General features: G+C 49.8%; 14 protein-coding genes. 2 read left to right on the top strand and 12 right to left on the bottom strand.

The window, feature by feature from the left end; all coding sequences use genetic code 11:
* Positions 1 to 13: 13 nt before the first annotated feature.
* The 5 genes from pcrA to V7126_RS20745 form a co-directional block, all read right to left on the bottom strand.
* Positions 14 to 2,230: a DNA helicase PcrA gene (gene pcrA, locus V7126_RS20765; RefSeq protein ID WP_175075877.1), complete on the bottom strand. Its 2,217-nt coding sequence runs from the start codon at positions 2,228 to 2,230 to the stop codon at positions 14 to 16.
* A 58-nt stretch (positions 2,231 to 2,288) separates the two neighbouring features.
* Positions 2,289 to 2,975: a heptaprenylglyceryl phosphate synthase gene (locus V7126_RS20760; RefSeq protein ID WP_175075876.1), complete on the bottom strand. Its 687-nt coding sequence runs from the start codon at positions 2,973 to 2,975 to the stop codon at positions 2,289 to 2,291.
* 144 nt (positions 2,976 to 3,119) lie between these two features.
* Positions 3,120 to 3,419 (bottom strand): YerC/YecD family TrpR-related protein, encoded by a 300-nt coding sequence (locus tag V7126_RS20755; RefSeq protein WP_046130432.1) that lies wholly within the window; start codon positions 3,417 to 3,419, stop codon positions 3,120 to 3,122.
* Positions 3,420 to 3,421: 2 nt separating this feature from the next.
* Positions 3,422 to 4,357, bottom strand: coding sequence for a DUF3048 domain-containing protein (locus V7126_RS20750; protein WP_231947475.1), 936 nt, complete (start codon positions 4,355 to 4,357; stop codon positions 3,422 to 3,424).
* Positions 4,358 to 4,430: 73 nt separating this feature from the next.
* Complete coding sequence (locus V7126_RS20745; protein ID WP_046130434.1) at positions 4,431 to 6,170, bottom strand: adenine deaminase C-terminal domain-containing protein; 1,740 nt, start codon at positions 6,168 to 6,170, stop codon at positions 4,431 to 4,433.
* Between the two features lie 123 nt (positions 6,171 to 6,293).
* On the opposite strand from V7126_RS20745, the gene V7126_RS20740 reads away from it, so the two are divergent.
* Entirely contained in the window at positions 6,294 to 6,524 is a 231-nt protein-coding gene (locus V7126_RS20740; RefSeq protein WP_046130435.1) for a YgaP family membrane protein, read from the top strand.
* 294 nt (positions 6,525 to 6,818) lie between these two features.
* Here the strand turns inward: V7126_RS20740 and V7126_RS20735 are convergent, their stop codons facing one another.
* A complete protein-coding gene (locus tag V7126_RS20735) occupies positions 6,819 to 8,048 on the bottom strand; it encodes a cytochrome P450 (RefSeq protein WP_175075875.1) in 1,230 nt (409 codons plus the stop codon).
* A 139-nt stretch (positions 8,049 to 8,187) separates the two neighbouring features.
* On the opposite strand from V7126_RS20735, the gene V7126_RS20730 reads away from it, so the two are divergent.
* A complete protein-coding gene (locus V7126_RS20730) occupies positions 8,188 to 8,766 on the top strand; it encodes a TetR/AcrR family transcriptional regulator (RefSeq protein WP_046130437.1) in 579 nt (192 codons plus the stop codon).
* Positions 8,767 to 8,813: 47 nt separating this feature from the next.
* Here the strand turns inward: V7126_RS20730 and purD are convergent, their stop codons facing one another.
* The 6 genes from purD to purL form a co-directional block, all read right to left on the bottom strand.
* Positions 8,814 to 10,082: a phosphoribosylamine--glycine ligase gene (purD, locus tag V7126_RS20725; protein WP_175075874.1), complete on the bottom strand. Its 1,269-nt coding sequence runs from the start codon at positions 10,080 to 10,082 to the stop codon at positions 8,814 to 8,816.
* A gap of 13 nt (positions 10,083 to 10,095) precedes the next feature.
* The gene (purH, locus tag V7126_RS20720) at positions 10,096 to 11,634 is read right to left on the bottom strand and encodes a bifunctional phosphoribosylaminoimidazolecarboxamide formyltransferase/IMP cyclohydrolase (RefSeq protein ID WP_046130439.1); all 1,539 of its coding nucleotides are present in this window, start codon (positions 11,632 to 11,634) and stop codon (positions 10,096 to 10,098) included.
* A complete protein-coding gene (gene purN / locus V7126_RS20715; protein WP_175075873.1) occupies positions 11,631 to 12,218 on the bottom strand; it encodes a phosphoribosylglycinamide formyltransferase in 588 nt (195 codons plus the stop codon). Before purN ends, purH begins: the two co-directional genes overlap by 4 nt.
* A complete protein-coding gene (gene purM, locus V7126_RS20710) occupies positions 12,215 to 13,255 on the bottom strand; it encodes a phosphoribosylformylglycinamidine cyclo-ligase (RefSeq protein ID WP_046130441.1) in 1,041 nt (346 codons plus the stop codon). The genes purN and purM overlap by 4 nt, the downstream gene beginning before the upstream one ends.
* 123 nt (positions 13,256 to 13,378) lie before the next feature.
* Complete coding sequence (purF, locus tag V7126_RS20705; protein ID WP_046130442.1) at positions 13,379 to 14,809, bottom strand: amidophosphoribosyltransferase; 1,431 nt, start codon at positions 14,807 to 14,809, stop codon at positions 13,379 to 13,381.
* A partial coding sequence (gene purL, locus V7126_RS20700) for a phosphoribosylformylglycinamidine synthase subunit PurL (protein WP_335498690.1) occupies positions 14,785 to 16,436 on the bottom strand: 1,652 nt, incomplete at its 5' end. The genes purF and purL, both read right to left, overlap by 25 nt.

Here is a 16,436-nt window from a genome sequence, read left to right as displayed (position 1 = left end):
AGGTCTTTTGCCATTATTGCTTTTCAATTGGCGCAAAGGCCGCGAGCAGACGTTTCACTCCGATCGGACTCGGAAAGGCGATGTCAAGCTCAGTCGATTCACCTGCCCCTTTCACGCTGACGACCGTGCCTGTGCCCCATTTTTTATGAGAGGCTTTGTCTCCGACGGCCCATTCGATTCCGTCGCCGCCCGTTTTCGTGTAAGCCGTCGCCGGACGGGTGACAGGCGCTTTACGCTCCGGTTTTCGTCCGAACGGAGACGCCGTATTCTTCTTCTCGTTTAGATTGTCCAATAATTCTTCCGGTATTTCCGCGATGAATCGCGATTCCGGGTTAATATTCGTTCTGCCGAACAGCGTTCTCATCCGCGCGTTCGTTAAATAGAGCTCTTCCTCAGCCCGCGTAATGCCGACATAAGCGAGCCTCCGCTCCTCTTCCATTTCCGCTTCCTCCATCAGGGAACGGCTGTGCGGGAAGACCCCTTCTTCAAGCCCCATCAGAAAGACGACCGGAAATTCGAGTCCTTTGGCAGCGTGAAGCGTCATCAAGATGACGGCATCTTTATTACCGGATTCCTCTTCCTGCTGATCAAGCTGATCGATATCGGCGATGAGCGCAAGGTCCGTCAAAAAGGCGACGAGCGACTTATCTTCGCTTTGCTGTTCAAAGTTTTTCGTCACGGACAAAAACTCGTCGATATTCTCTAACCGGCTCTGGGCTTCGAGCGTTTTTTCCGCCTTCAGCATGTCGCGGTATTCGGTTTTTTCAAGGATTTCCTCTGTCAGTTCTGTGACGGATAAGTATTCCTGCATATTCGTCAAGTTTTCGATCATCTGTCTGAAGTCGTCAAGGGCGTTGGCCGCTTTCGCGCTGAGGCCGATAAAGTCGACCTGTCCGAGCGCTTCAAACAGAGACAGCCCGTTCATGTCCGCGTATGCGGCGATTTTATCGACGGAAGTCGCACCGACGCCGCGCTTCGGCACATTGACGATTCTCGCAAAGCTGATATCGTCATCCGGATTAGCGACAAGCCGCAGGTAGGCGAGGATGTCTTTAATTTCCTTCCGGTCATAGAACTTTGTGCCGCCGACGATGTTGTAATTGATGTTCGCTTTCATCAGCGTTTCCTCAATGACGCGGGACTGGGCGTTTGTCCGGTATAAAATCGCGATATCGGAGTAGGAGCGCTTGCCGGATTGGACGAGCTCCCTGATTTTCCCGGCTACAAACTGCCCTTCGCCAAATTCGTTGTCCCCCCTGAAATAGGAGATCTTCGCCCCTTCGTCATTTTCCGTCCACAGGTTTTTCGGTTTTCTGTTCGAGTTGTTTTTGATCACTTCGTTGGCTGCGTTCAAGATCCGCTTCGTCGATCTGTAGTTTTGCTCCAGCAAAATGACGCTTGCGTTCGGGTAGTCTTTTTCAAAGGACAGGATGTTGGCGATGTCCGCTCCGCGCCATCTGTAGATCGACTGGTCCGAGTCCCCGACGACGCAGATGTTTTGGAAGCGCTGCGCCATTTTTTTGACGAGCAGATACTGCGCCCTGTTCGTATCCTGATACTCATCGACATGAATGTATTGAAATTTGCGCTGATAGTATTCTAGCACCTCAGGCACCCTCTCAAACAGACGGATCGTCGTCATGATCAAGTCGTCAAAATCGAGGGACTGGTTTTTCCGCAGTTTTTTCTGATAATCTTTGTAGACGTCGCTGACAACCTGCTCAAAAAAGCCGCCTGCCGTTTTCTCGTATTCCTCAGGATCGATCAGTTCGTTTTTCGCGCCGCTGATGGAGCCGAGAATGCTCCGCGGGTCAAACTTTTTCGGATCGATGTTTCTTTCCTTCAAGATTCCTTTAATGACAGAAAGCTGATCTGACGTATCAAGAATCGAGAAATTGCGGTTGATCCCGATCCGGTCGATGTCCCTCCGCAAAATTCTCACGCACATGCTGTGGAAAGTCGAAATCCAAATGTCATCCGCACCTGGTCCGAGAATGCTTTCCACGCGGTCTTTCATCTCTCTCGCCGCTTTGTTCGTAAACGTGATCGCCAGAATGTTCCACGGAGCGACGCGCTTTTCCGCCATCAAATACGCGATCCGATGGGTCAAAACCCGCGTTTTTCCGCTTCCCGCGCCGGCCATGATCAAAAGCGGCCCTTCCGTTGTTTTGACCGCTTCCTGCTGTACGTTATTTAATCCATTCAATAATTGGTCGCTAATATAATTCAATCCGTTCACCGCCTCTTCAAACATATGTTCTATTATAAACCAATCCGGTTTGTTCCGCTTATTTTTTTACCGCATCCACCGTTTTCAGCGCTTGTCCGAAAACTTCGTAAACCGCGTTCCCGACAACGACGACGTCTGCGTATTCGGCCATTTTTGCCGCTGTTTCGGGATCTGAAATGCCGCCGCCGTAAAATAAAACCGTATCGGTCAGAACGGCCTTCGCTTCCTTCACCGTCTCGGCATCCCCGAGCATTCCGCTGTATTCCAGATAAAAGACCGGCATCGAAAAGAGCTTTTCAGCCAGCCGCGCATAGGCTTTGATGTCTTCCAGTCCAATCTCTGCATCGGCGTCTGTCAAAGCCGCCGCCTTGCAGTCCGGGTTTAAAATGCAGTAGCCTTCGACGATGATCTCTTCAGGAGACATCAGCTCGCCGTATTCTTTCATCGCTTCTTTATGTAGGCCGACGATCCAGTCGGGGTTTTTGCTGTTCAGTACGGTCGGGATAAAATAGAGGTCAAATCCCGGCACGATCGCATCAATCGCGGATACTTCAAGGACGCACGGCACTAAAAAACGACGCACTTTCGACATCAGCCGGAGCACATCATCCTCTGTGATGTTGTCGCTACCGCCGATCAGAATCGCATCCGTTCCCGATTCGCACAGCTGCTCGAGCTGTTCATCTGTTATCTCTTTATTTGGATCGAGTTTAAAGACGTGCTTCCACTCGGTAATATCGTACATAAAAAAAGCTCCTCCAATCGTTCTTGCCATTTAAATATTATAACAAATTCACCCCTGTTGGAAAAACGGATAACGAAGAAAGTAAGAGTGGAAATTTTGGACATAAAAAACCGCCGGGCTAAAGGGGCCAGGCGGTTTGAAAGATCATTCTGATTCTTCTTTTACACGGTCCAGCGCCATAATATAGGCGTCATTTCCGTAATTCAGGCAGCGTTTCACCCTGGAAATGGTCGCCGTGCTCGCTCCGGTTTCCGTTTCAATTTTGTGGTACGTGTTGCCGTCGCGGAGCATTCTGGCGACTTCGAGCCGCTGAGCCAGCGATTGTATTTCATTTATCGTACACAGATCATCGAAAAAACGGTAGCATTCTTCGAGATCTCTCAATGATAGGATGGATTGAAAAAGCTGGTCGAGCTCTCTCCCGCGCAATTTATCGATCTGCATCGTTACACACCTTCTCCTTTGCTAATAGAAACCTTGCTGAGATCGGGAATGATGTTGATCCACGTTTTTCCCGGAACGAAAGGAACGGTTTTTCCGTCCTTTACCGGCACAAGCCGGCCTTCTTCGTTTTTCCAATCGACTTGATGGACTTCCCCGTTCTGCAGAAGCAGCCCTTGTCCGCCTGAACGCAGGTCGATATCCCTTCTCCCGTAGGCATCTTTGATGCGATGTTCGGCTTCCACTATTAGTATATTTTGAAGAATGATCGGTTCTTCAGTTTCAAGGTCTGTTGTCAGCATGCCGTCTGACATTCTCATATAACCGTCAACCTTTTTATCATAACCAAAATCTACTTGGTTTGTAACGTTTTTTGTCCCGTAATCTAACCGGATGCGGTAAGGCGTCCCTGATGTTGGACGGGCTTTTTTAAACGTATAAGGTTCTGGAGCGGCTTTCATGGAATATCCTTTGTCAGCGGCTGCTTTTTTAATATTTTCAAATGAAGTATACGAGTTATGGGGCGCCTCCCGGAAGTCCGCTCTCCAAAACAGACTGCCGTCATAATCCATTCCGTTGATATGATCCGCCGCACCGCTTTCAAGCCGGTTTCTTGCACCCGGACTCCAGCCGTGATGCACCAGTATGCCGTCAAAACCGAGAGCCAGATCAATGAAATACTCTCTGGCGCTTCTGACGGGACCTGCGGTTTCAGGCATTTCGCTTTGAAAAATCGCCAAAAATCTTGTAATCGGTCCTTCGCTCAAACTCTCAATCACGATGTCTGCCTTGCTTAACCCCGACTGCGGCCTTGCCTTTGGATGATTGTTCACCACAACGGCGAGCGGCCGCTTGCGAATCTCTCCATCCGCTTTCATTCCCGTCAGCGGATAGGTATTCTGCACATTCTGCTCATTGCTTATCCCGCATGACATCAGCATTGCGGCACAGGCTATAGACAGCAGTACCCTCACATATCGATTGATCATACATTAGCTCCCGCTCTTTTATATTTTAACGCATTATCGATGGAAAGAGTACAGTTTTTTTCATGACATCAAAGATCCCTTTCGGCGTCACCCTGATGTAGGGCAGATGGGTGCTTTGGAGAAACAGCAGGGTATAGACAGGATCGCTGAACATGTATCCTCTTTCAAAAAGGAGGTCTTTCAGCGCGCTTTCCCGTTCAAGCACCTTCTGAAACGCCTCTTTTGACGCCCCGCCGCTTAAATGAAGAGGAATTTCGTGGAGGATTTTTCCGTTTTCGGCTAATACGATGCCTCCGCCGATTTCCTTCATTCGCTCAAAAGCCAGCAGCATGTCATCTTTATTTTTCCCGATTGCAATAATGTCTCCCGTCGTCGAATATGAGCTGACAAACCCCTGCACGCGTGTGGCAAAGCCTTTCAGCATCGTATTGACCCGCCATCTGCCGTTTTTGTCGAACAGGGCGAGATAGCTTTCATCATGATCAAATGAGAGCTGGTTGACGGAGTTGTCAATCTCAATCGTATAAGGCTCCATGATGACGGCATTCCTCATCTTCAATCCGAGCGGCATGGAAAACTGCAAATCATCCATCGTTAGATCATATGAAAGGTTCAGAGGGACAAGACCGCCTTTTTTCCAGTCCGTCTCTCCAAACAGCTCCATGTCCGCCCCGTCAGATTTCAAGATCCGGCCTTTCGCAAGCACCGTTACCGGAGCCGGATTTTCAGGGCTTTCCAATATGTTCAATGTCGCATATCTGCCCGGTGCGACGACGCCGAGAAGATCTTCAAGCTGATAGTATTTCGCAATATTGAAAGAGGCCATATTATATGCGTCGATCGCCGGAACGCCCTCTTCAAGAGCGATTGAAATGAGCTTGTTTGTCATGCCTTCCTTATAAAAATTCGGCGTTGCGCCGTCAGTCGTGTAGAACAAGTGGTCGTAATGGCGGAATCCCTCTTCGTGAAGGTCGCGCAGGATCGTTCTGAGATCAGGGCGTATCGAAGAATGCCTTAATCCGGCATAATAGCCCAGCTCAAGCCGCTTTAATACTTCCTTTCCCGTCATGGCTTCATGATCGGCATCAGCGCCGAAAAGCTTCATTTTTGTGAGCGTTTTCTCTGATGCGCCCGGAAAATGGCCTTCGATCCGTTTCCGCCTTCTTTTCGTGCATTGCATGCAGTGCAGGATTAAGTCATCTCCGTCCAAAAGGCGCGGCCAGCCCGTCATTTCTCCGCCCTGAATCACGTCAGGGTGCTCGCCCCAGTGCTTCCGGTAGTCGATCGAAAGAATCCGGTCTTCGTCAGGCACCTCTGTCTGCAAATCATACCTTGACCACCAATAGTAGTGAACAGGCTGTTTTTTCAGCTCCTCCAAAATAGAAAACGCTTTCTTTTTTCCGCAATGCAAAAGCAGGAACAAGTTGTCATTGACGAATGTCGTCGTTCCAAACTGTGACACATATTCGGCCAATGTTTGGGGATTATAAATTTGAAAAGGATGGGCATGCGGCTCAATATACCCGGGTACAATGTATTTTCCTTCACAATCTATGGTAGTTTTAACAGCCGTTTTCGGAAGATCGCGGCCGACATAAACGATTCTGTCACGATGAATCCATACGTTTGCAGAGATCCATTGCTTTAAATAAGGGTTCAATACGTTTGCATTTCGTAAAAGGAGCGTTGGGAGCAGCCTTGAACTTACAACATCAACTTGCGATCTGATGTCTTTGTTTTTCCAATTTAAGGTGCGTTCGAACATTCACATACTCTCCTTTACATGTAATGACCCTATGTTAACACATTTACTATTGTCACGCATTACCAATCCGTTACAATTTTTCGAAAACACAATTATTTAATTATTTAAATCGGAGGAATCATCATGAAACAAAACATCGGACTGTTTGACGCCGTATTTCGCATCGCCTGCGGTCTTACGATTTTATCCGCCGCAGCCGCCAAGTTTACGAGAAAGCCGTGGTGCAGAATGACGCTTTTCTGCATGTTTATGGGTGCGCTCAAAACCGCTTCCGGCATTTTACGATTTTGTCCCATGACGTATGTCTGCCAAACGTATATGAAACAGCAGGGAGAGACTGGCGAACAATCATAAAAAGCACCTTTTGGGTGCTTTTTTACATTGAATAGCGTCATTTTTGCAAATGCTCTCTTGTACAGTCTTCACATAAAATCAAGCCGTTGCTCTCCAAAAACCTTTTGACATGGGTGATATCCGACGGGTTTGTCCATGTAAAAAATGTCTCGTCTTTTGATATTTGTTTTTTACACCTTTTGCAGGTTACATGGCTCATATGCTTTCTCCTTCCCTATCACTGCCTTAAAAAAATGTTGCTAAAGGTTGGGCGGTTTTTCCACCGACAACAAAAAAGCACCATTTCAGGTGCTTTTAAAATGAGTATGGCGCCGTTTTCCCTGCTGACTTCACCCGCAGACGAAAATGTTTCAAGCCATACATGCTGCTGTCGGCCATCGGCACGATCGCAAGCTTTTCCATCGAGGAATACTGCTTGAGGAGCGCCTCAAGAGCGATCGCCGCTTCCAGCCTCGCGAGCGGGGCGCCCAAGCAGAAGTGGATGCCGTGCCCAAATCCGATATGCGGGTTCGGATGGCGGTGAATATCAAATTCGTGCGCCCTCTCAAATTTCGCTTCATCACGGTTGGCGGATGCAAGGAAAGCGACCACACCTTCTCCTTTTTTCAAGCTCACTCCTCTGATTTCGGTATCCTGTTTAACGAAGCGCACGATCATCGGTGCGGGCGCCCGGAAACGGACGGCTTCCTCGACGGCCTGCGGAATCAGTTCAGGATGCCCGGCGAGCTCGTCATATGCACCCGGTGTTTCGAGAATGCTGTAGACCGCATTTGAAACCAAATTCGTCGTCGTTTCATTCCCCGCCATCAAGAGCAGATTGCAAAACGGAACCAATTCATCTGGAGAAAGCTTGTCCCCTTCTTGTTCTGCTTTGATCAAAAGCGAAATCAGGTCATTGCCGAGGTTTTGTCTTTTCTCTTCAATCATCTTTTCAAAAAATGCGGTCAGTTCTTCTTCGCCTTGATCCCTGATGTTTTTCCACTCGTTCACATCTTCCGGCCGATCGCTCTTCGGCAGGCTGACCAACAGGTCGGACCATTCTTTGAAATGATGCTTATACACTGAAGGAACGCCGAGCAATTCCGAAATGACAATGACGGGCAACGGATATGAAAAATCCTGTACAAGGTCGATCTCTTCCCTGCCGCGGACATCAGTGAGCAGTTCATTCGTCAGTTCGCGAATGCGCGGCTCCCACTCTTTCATGACGCGCGGTGTAAAAGCCCTGTTGACGATCGATCTGATTCTCGTATGTTTCGGCGGATCCATGCTGATCATCGTTTTCGCAAACGTATTGCCAGTTCCAATCTGAGGGAATTGATTTGAAAAAAAGTCTTTGTCGCTGATCACTCTTTTGACATCATTATAACGGAACACACTCCACACTTTGCTGTCTTCATCATAATGAATCGGTGATTCGGTGCGCATTTTTTCATACCATGGAAACGGATCATACGGGTCTTGTCTGTTCTTTCCGTTAATCAGCGCTTTCTGAATGGGGTTCTGCTGTTTTGTTTGACTCATTCGCTTTCACTCCTTCGGTTGCTTGTCAGCTGATTCATGAAGTTTAATATGTTAGTTTTAAATTAAAAGATTCCACCTGACTATTCAACCAACAAATGGAAAAGAAGTGTCGAAAAAGTGTTTTGAGGAGGCGGCTGAAGTGGCTGACAGCTACCGAGGGGACAAGCGGATCACAAAATCGAAAACAAACTTAAAAAAAGCCTTGTTTGAACTGCTTGCTGAAAAAGAATGGGGAAAAATCTCTGTGCAGGATATTACGCAACGGGCAAACTTGAACCGAACGACATTTTATCAGCATTATCAAGATAAGTACGATTTGCTTCATCAAAATATGAGAGACATGTTTGAAGCGATGAAAGAGGATATCTTTTCGCCGCTTGATATAGATTGCAGCGGGGAAAAGCCTGAAGCGTACTGGTATGTGCTGCGCTTTTATCAGCATTTGCAACAGAACTGCGGTGATTTTGCGATTATCATCAATCGAAGATATGAGCTGAACATTAAGGAGCTGCTCAATGATTTTTGGAATGACAGCTTTTTGACGGGAATCAAAAAAACGGCAGCTGCTGATACTGACCGCTCAGTGCCTCTTGATATCCAGCGGCGGTTTGTGATTTCCGCCTTTGCGGGGACAGCCGCATGGTGGCTTGAAAACGGCATGCCTTTTCCGCCCGAATTGATGGCTGAATCGATGATCAAGATGATCCAAAAAAATTGACTGCAAAAAAAGAGACAAAACGGATGCTCCGCTCTGTCTCTCCATCGTTATTTCTGCGCTGCCTTGAGCGCACGCGCGCCGATATCCGTCCGGTAAAACAGCCCCGGTTTTCTTACTCGTTCCACCGCTTGATAGGCTGCTTCCCTTGCCGCATCAAACGTCTCTGCAAACGCTGTGACATTGGCGACGCGGCCGCCGTTCGTCACAAACTGATCGCCGCTTTTTTTCGTGCCTGCGTGAAAGACGACGGTCTGTTCCATGTCAGGCTCAAGCGCGCCGATCGGCGTGCCTTTTTCATAGCTTTCCGGATAGCCTTCAGATGCAAGAACAACGGTGACTGCCGCCGTATCCTTCCACTTGAGCTCCACTTCTTTGTCCGCGAGGAGGTCAAGCATCACTTGCACAAGGTCTGATTCAAGGCGCGGGAGGACGACCTGTGTCTCCGGATCACCGAATCTGGCATTGAATTCGATCACTTTTGTTCCTTTTTCGGTCAGCATTAAGCCGGCATATAAAATGCCCGTAAACGAACGTCCTTCGTTGACCATCGCCTTGGCGGCGGGCTCCAAAATCGTTTTAACGGCGTCTTCGACAACCGCACCGGAAATCTGCGGAACAGGAGAATAGGCGCCCATCCCCCCTGTATTCGGGCCTTTGTCTCCGTCAAAAGCGCGCTTATGGTCCTGCGCGATTACCATCGGATACACTTTCTCACCTTTGACAAAAGCCATCAGCGAAAATTCTTCACCGCTCAAAAATTCCTCGATGACGACAGACGCGCTTGCTTCGCCGAACTTTTCATCTTCTAAAAAGTCATGCAGACACTGAATCGCCTCTTCGGCTGTCATCGCGACTGTGACGCCTTTTCCGGCGGCGAGGCCGTCCGCTTTGATGACGATCGGAGCGCCTTTTTCCTCGACATACGCCTTTGCATTTTCAAAAGATGTAAACGTTTCGTATTCTGCTGTCGGAATCTGATATTTTTTCATGAGATCTTTGGCAAACTGCTTGCTGCCTTCAATTACAGCTGCTTTTTTCGAAGGTCCGAACACCGGAAGGCCCGCTTCTTCAAATGCATCAACAAGCCCTTCGATTAAGGGGACCTCAGGGCCGACGATCGTCAGTCCGATATTGTTTTCCTTTGCGAAAGCGAGAAACCCCTCGTGATTGCCTTCGTCAAGATCAACGAGTACGGCGGTCCCGGCCATTCCGTCATTGCCGGGCGCTGCATATACAGTGCTGACAAGAGGGCTTTGCGCCGCTTTCCAGGCCAGTGTGTGCTCCCTGCCGCCTCTGCCGATAATCAATACGTTCACGCTGGTCACTCCCTTAATGTTTGAAATGGCGGATTCCGGTGAACACCATCGCGATGCCGTATTCATCCGCTTTTTTAATCGAATCTTCATCACGAACTGAGCCGCCCGGCTGAATGATCGCCGTCACACCGGCTTTAGCCGCTTCTTCGACTGTATCAGGCATCGGGAAGAAGGCATCTGATCCGAGCGCGCTTCCTTTCGCTTTCCCGCCGGCTTGCTCAATTGCGATTTTCGCGGAGCCGACACGGTTCATTTGCCCGGCGCCGACGCCGATCGTCATATCGTCTTTTGCCAGGACAATCGCATTCGATTTGACGTGCTTCACGACTTTCCAAGCGAGTTTCAGGTCTGCCCATTCCTGTTCGGTCGGCTCCCTTTTCGTAGGTATCGTAATGTCAGCGTCGTCAAAGCCGTGCATATCCAGATCCTGAATCAAAAGCCCGCCTTGAACAGATGTCAGCTGCTTTTCGTTTTTCACAGGCTGATTGACATCAAGCGTCAAGAGACGAAGGTTTTTCTTGGATGTTAAAATATCAAGCGCTTCTTGGCTGAATGCCGGTGCGATAATGATTTCCAAAAAGATCTGGTGAAGAGCTTCGGCAGTCGCTTTGTCAACTTCACGGTTGAGCGCGATGATGCCGCCGAAAATCGACGTTTCGTCAGCGGCGTATGCTTTGTTAAACGCCTCTTCGATCGTGTTGCCCGTCCCGACGCCGCAAGGGTTCATGTGCTTGACGGCAACCGCAGCCGGCTCTGTGAACTCGCGGACGATTTGAAGTGCCGCATCCGCGTCTTTGATGTTGTTGTAGGAGAGCTCTTTTCCGTGCAGCTGTTCAGCTGAAGCGATTGACCCTTTGACAGGGAGCGCGCTTTGATAAAAGACTGCTTCCTGATGCGGATTTTCGCCGTAGCGGAGCGATTGTTTTTTCTCAAACGTGACGGTGAACTGTTCAGGCTCTTTTTCACCGGTTACGTTTGTTAAGTAGTCAGCGATCAACGCGTCATAAGCTGCCGTGTGGCGGAATACTTTTGCCGCAAGGCCGCGTTTTTTCTCAAGGGATACCCCGCCAGCTTCTTTGATTTCGTTCAGCACCGGCTCGTAGTCTTGAGGGTCGACGATGACGACGACATCCTGATGGTTTTTCGCGGCGGCGCGAAGCATGCCCGGTCCGCCGATATCGATGTTTTCAATCGCTTCTTCGTATGTGACGCCTTCCTTTGAAATCGTTTCTTTAAACGGATAAAGGTTGACAACGACAAGGTCGATCGGCTGGATACCCTGCTCATTCAGCTGCGCCATGTGTTTTTCGTTGCCGCGTACGGCAAGAAGCCCGCCGTGAATATTCGGATGAAGGGTTTTCAGACGGCCGTCCATGATTTCGGGAAAGCCTGTCACTTCAGAAATGCCGATGACGTCAACTCCGTTTTCCTGAAGAAGTTTGCTTGTGCCGCCTGTTGAAATCACTTCAACGCCAAGCTCTGTCAATTCTTTTACAAAAGGGACAATGTTCGTTTTATCAGATACGCTGATTAATGCGCGTTTGATCGTCATTCCTTCTCACCTCTGCCATTTAGTTCAAGAAGCTCTTTGATTACTTCGGGATAAAGCTCATGCTCCAATTTGTGTATCTTTTCTTCGAGAGACGCGAGTGTTTCGTTTTTTTCAAGCTCAACGGCGCGCTGGGCGATAATCGGACCGGTATCCATGCCTTCGTCAACATAGTGAACCGTGATGCCTGCCACTTTCACGCCTGCTCTGTACGCTTGTCCGATCGCGTCGATGCCGGGGAACGCCGGCAGGAGCGACGGATGGATGTTGATGATTTTATTCCGGTAAGCCGAAAGAAGCGTATCGCCGATCAGCCTCATATACCCCGCCAGGACAATCCATTCCGCTTCGTGGAGGCGGAGCTGTTCAACGATCACCTGTTCAAAAGCCGCTTTATTTTCGAATGATTTCGGCTGGAATGCAAACGACGGGATTCCGGCTCTTTCCGCCCTATCAAGCACTTTCGCATCGGGCTTGTCACAGACGACAAGGACGATTTCGGCATCCCAGTTCTCTTCTCTCATTCTTCTCTCGATCGCTTCAAAATTCGTTCCGCTTCCAGATGCAAATACCGCGAATTTTCTCATGAAAGACCGGCACCGCCAAACACAACGCCGCTTCCGGCTTTCACTCTGCCGATAAGATAGGCTTTTTCACCTTTGTTTTCGAGCGTTTGAATCACGTCTGTCATATCCTTTTCTTTTACCGCAAGGACAAAGCCGATTCCCATATTGAAAACATTGAACATTTCCTCGGATTTGAGGCCGCCTTTCTCCTGAATGAACGGAAAGATAGGAGGGACGGGCCATGAGCCGATGTCGATTTCAACTCCAAGGCCATCAGGCATCATGCGCGGCAGGTTTTCGATAAAGCCGCCGCCGGTCACGTGCGCCATGCCGGCGATTTTGCCTGATTTCACCGCTTCAAGGACAGGTTTGACATAAATTTTCGTCGGCTCTAAAAGCTCTTCGCCAAGAGGCCGTTCAAAAGGTGTATACGTCTCATCAAGATTCAGACCGGCATCTTCAAGAAGAACTTTCCGAACGAGAGAGAAGCCGTTGCTGTGAAGTCCGCTTGAAGAAAGTCCGATTAAGAGATGTCCTTCGCCGATGTTTTCGCCCGTGACGATGCCATCTTTTTCAGCAGCTCCGACCGAGAACCCGGCAATATCGTATTCATTCTCTGTATAAAGACCAGGCATTTCCGCCGTTTCTCCGCCGACAAGCGCTGATCCCGACTGTACGCAGCCTTCAGCGACGCCTTTTACAATCTCTTCAATTTTGACGGGATCGGCTTTTCCGACCGCAAGGTAATCGAGGAAGAAAAGCGGCTCCGCTCCTTGAGCGAGCACATCATTGACACACATAGCGACGGCATCGATACCGATCGTGTCATGCTTGTCCATCGCAAAAGCGAGCTTTAGCTTTGTGCCGACACCGTCCGTTCCCGAAATCAGAACCGGCTGTTTGTACGGCAGTTCGGACAGGTCAAACATGCCGCCAAACCCGCCAAGACCGCCCATTGCGCCGATTCGCTTCGTTCTTTCCACATGTTTTTTCATCCGTTTTACGGCTTCATATCCGGCTTCAATATCAACCCCGGCGTTTTTATAGCTTTCAGACAACACAATCACTCCTTATTCCGCGCTTGTCCATTCGTGATATTCAAAATCAAAAGAGCAGCCGCATCGCTTCTGCTGCCCTTTATTCATTTCAGCAGGCCAGGCGCTTCAAGCGCGCCGGCTGGTTTATTTTGTTAAAACGGCTTCTTTCACGTGAGGAAGAACAGTATCTTGATAAATCTCGGTCGGGTATTTTCCTGTAAAGCAGGCCATGCACTGGCCGCGGTTTTCGCCTTCATACTGTCTTCCGATCCCGGAAAGGAGCCCTTCAATGCTCAAGAATGACAATGTATCGGCGCCGATTTCCTGACGGATTTCTTCCACTGAATGAGAGGAAGCGATCAGTTCTTCGTGCGTCGATGTGTCAATTCCGTAAAAGCACGGATGGGCAATAGGCGGAGAACTGATTCTGACGTGCACTTCCGTCGCTCCGGCTTCGCGCAGCATCGTCACAATCCTGCGGCTCGTCGTGCCTCTTACAATGGAATCGTCCACCATGACGACGCGCTTGCCTTCAACGACTCCGCGGACGGCTGACAGCTTCATCCTGACGCCTTGCTCCCTGAGCGACTGCGACGGCTGAATGAACGTTCTGCCGACATAGCGGTTTTTGATCAATCCGAGTTCGTAAGGAATTCCCGTCGCTTCGGCATAGCCGATCGCCGCTGAAATGCTTGAGTCCGGAACGCCTGTCACCACATCTGCTTCAATGCCTGATTCCTCGGCGAGCTTTTTGCCGAGATTCTTTCTCGCGCTGTGGACGTTAATGCCGTTAATATTGCTGTCAGGTCTTGAGAAATAAATGTACTCCATGCTGCAGATCGAGCGGTTGATGTTGATGGAGAACCGCTCTGAGTTCATGCCTTCATCATTGATGATCAGCATCTCGCCCGGTTCTACATCGCGCAAATATGTCGCGCCGACCACATCAAACGCACATGTTTCAGAAGCGACAACATACGCGTCGCCGAGCATTGCGACAGATAGCGGTCTCAGTCCGTTCGGGTCAAGCGCCACGATCATTTCCTTTTCCGTCATGATCAGGAAAGCATAAGCGCCTTTCAGCATGGAAAGAGCATTTTTGATCTGATCTTTCAACTCGAAATGGCCGCTTCGCTTAATTAAATGTGCGAGCACTTCCGTATCAGAAGACGTTTGAAAAATGCTGCCCTGGTTTTCAAGCTGCTGTTTCAGCTGGGTTGCGTTCACCAAGTTTCCGTTGTGCGCAAGCGCCAGGCTGCCGTTGTTTTGCGAATGGAAAAGGAACGGCTGGACGTTTTCGAAGCCGCCGCCGCCAGCCGTAGCATAGCGGACGTGGCCGATCGCCCCTTTTCCTTTCACTTTTTCGAGCTCGCCGTTTTGGAAAACTTCCGTAATCAGCCCCTGGCCTTTGTGGGCGGACATGTGTTGGCCGTCTGTCGCCACGATGCCGGCGCCTTCCTGCCCCCTGTGCTGCAGGCTGTGGAGGCCGTAATACGTAATTTGCGGTGCTTCTTCATGCCCCCAAATCCCAAATACGCCGCATTCTTCGTTTAAGCCTTTGATTTCAGCAAGCATGGGATAGCTCCTTTCCATGCGCTTTTCAGCTCTTCTGTCTGCGCATGAATCCATTGTTTTCCTTCCTCGCTTTGAACCGTAAGCATGTTGTCCGATGTTACTTCACCGATAAGGTTGGCGTCTTTGACAAGCTTTTCGAACGCTTCCCGATCCTCTTTTTTCACAGAAACGATAAACCGTGATTGTGTTTCGCTGAATAATAATGCCGGTTCGCCCGGAAGCGTCACATTGGCGCCAAGTCCTTCAGCAGACATTGCACTTTCTGCCAGCGCAACACCGAGACCGCCTTCTGACACATCGTGCGCCGATTGGACCAAACCGGAGCGGATCGCTTGAAGAAGGGCTTTTTGCCTTGACTCTTCGACTTCAAGATCGATCGCCGGCGCTTTTCCGTAGATTTTTCCTTCTGTCAGCTTTTGCAGCTCGCTGCCCGCAAATTCAGGAAGCGTCTCTCCGATCACATAGATCAAATCCCCCGCTGCTTTAAATTGCTGCGTCGTAATGTGTTTCGTATCTTCGATCAGCCCGACCATACCGATGACAGGCGTCGGATAGATCGCGTTTCCGTTCGATTCGTTGTAAAGGGATACGTTTCCGCCGATAACCGGGGTGCCCAGTACGCTGCATGCCTCGCTGATGCCGTCGGCCGCCTTTTCAATCTGCCAGAAAATCTCCGGCTTTTCCGGATTTCCGAAGTTCAGGTTATCGGTGACCGCAAGCGGCTCTGCACCGGAGCAAATGATGTTGCGCGCAGCCTCGGCAACGGCGATTTTTCCGCCGATTTCCGGATCGAGGTACAAATAGCGGGCATTGCAGTCGGTCGTCATCGCGAGCGCTTTTTTCGTACCGCGGATTCTGAGAACCCCCGCATCTGAGCCCGGCGCAACTACCGTATTCGTCCGCACCATGTAGTCGTATTGGTCATAGACCCATTCCTTGCTGGCGATCGTCGGCTGCTGCAATAGACTAAGAAGCGTTTCTTTCGCATCATCCACCTTTGGTGCAGGGACGTCTGCTTCAAGGAATTCTTTGTAATACGCCGGAACCTTAGACGGCTTGTGGTAAACAGGCGCATCTTCCGCAAGGGCATCGACCGGAAGCTCGGCGACGATTTCGCCTTTATGGAACAGGCGCAGCATTTTGTCATCTGTTACGCGTCCGACGGCAACCGCTTCAAGATCGTATTTGTCAAAAATATCGATGATTTCCTGTTCGCGGCCGCGCTCGATGACTAAAAGCATCCGCTCCTGAGACTCTGAAAGCATCATTTCGTAAGGCGTCATTCCCGTTTCCCGCTGAGGGATCAAGTCAAGGTTCATTTCAATTCCGGAGCCGGCTTTTGAAGCCATCTCCGCGCTCGAACTGGTCAAACCGGCCGCGCCCATATCCTGAATGCCGACAAGGGCATCGGATTTGATCACTTCAAGACACGCTTCAAGCAGAAGCTTCTCCATGAAAGGATCGCCGACTTGAACCGCTGAACGCTTTTCTTCTGAAGCATCAGACATTTCCTCTGATGCGAACGTTGCGCCGTGGATGCCGTCGCGCCCCGTTTTCGCGCCGACGTACATGACGGTGTTGCCGACGCCTTTCGCCTGCCCTTTTTTAATATCTTCATGGTTGATCA

The sequence above is a fragment of the Bacillus sp. JJ675 genome, from assembly GCF_036963165.1.
Lineage (GTDB): Bacteria > Bacillota > Bacilli > Bacillales > Bacillaceae > Bacillus > Bacillus glycinifermentans.
The sequence above is the reverse complement of the archived record's forward strand: the minus strand, read 5'-3'. Positions and strand labels throughout refer to the sequence as shown.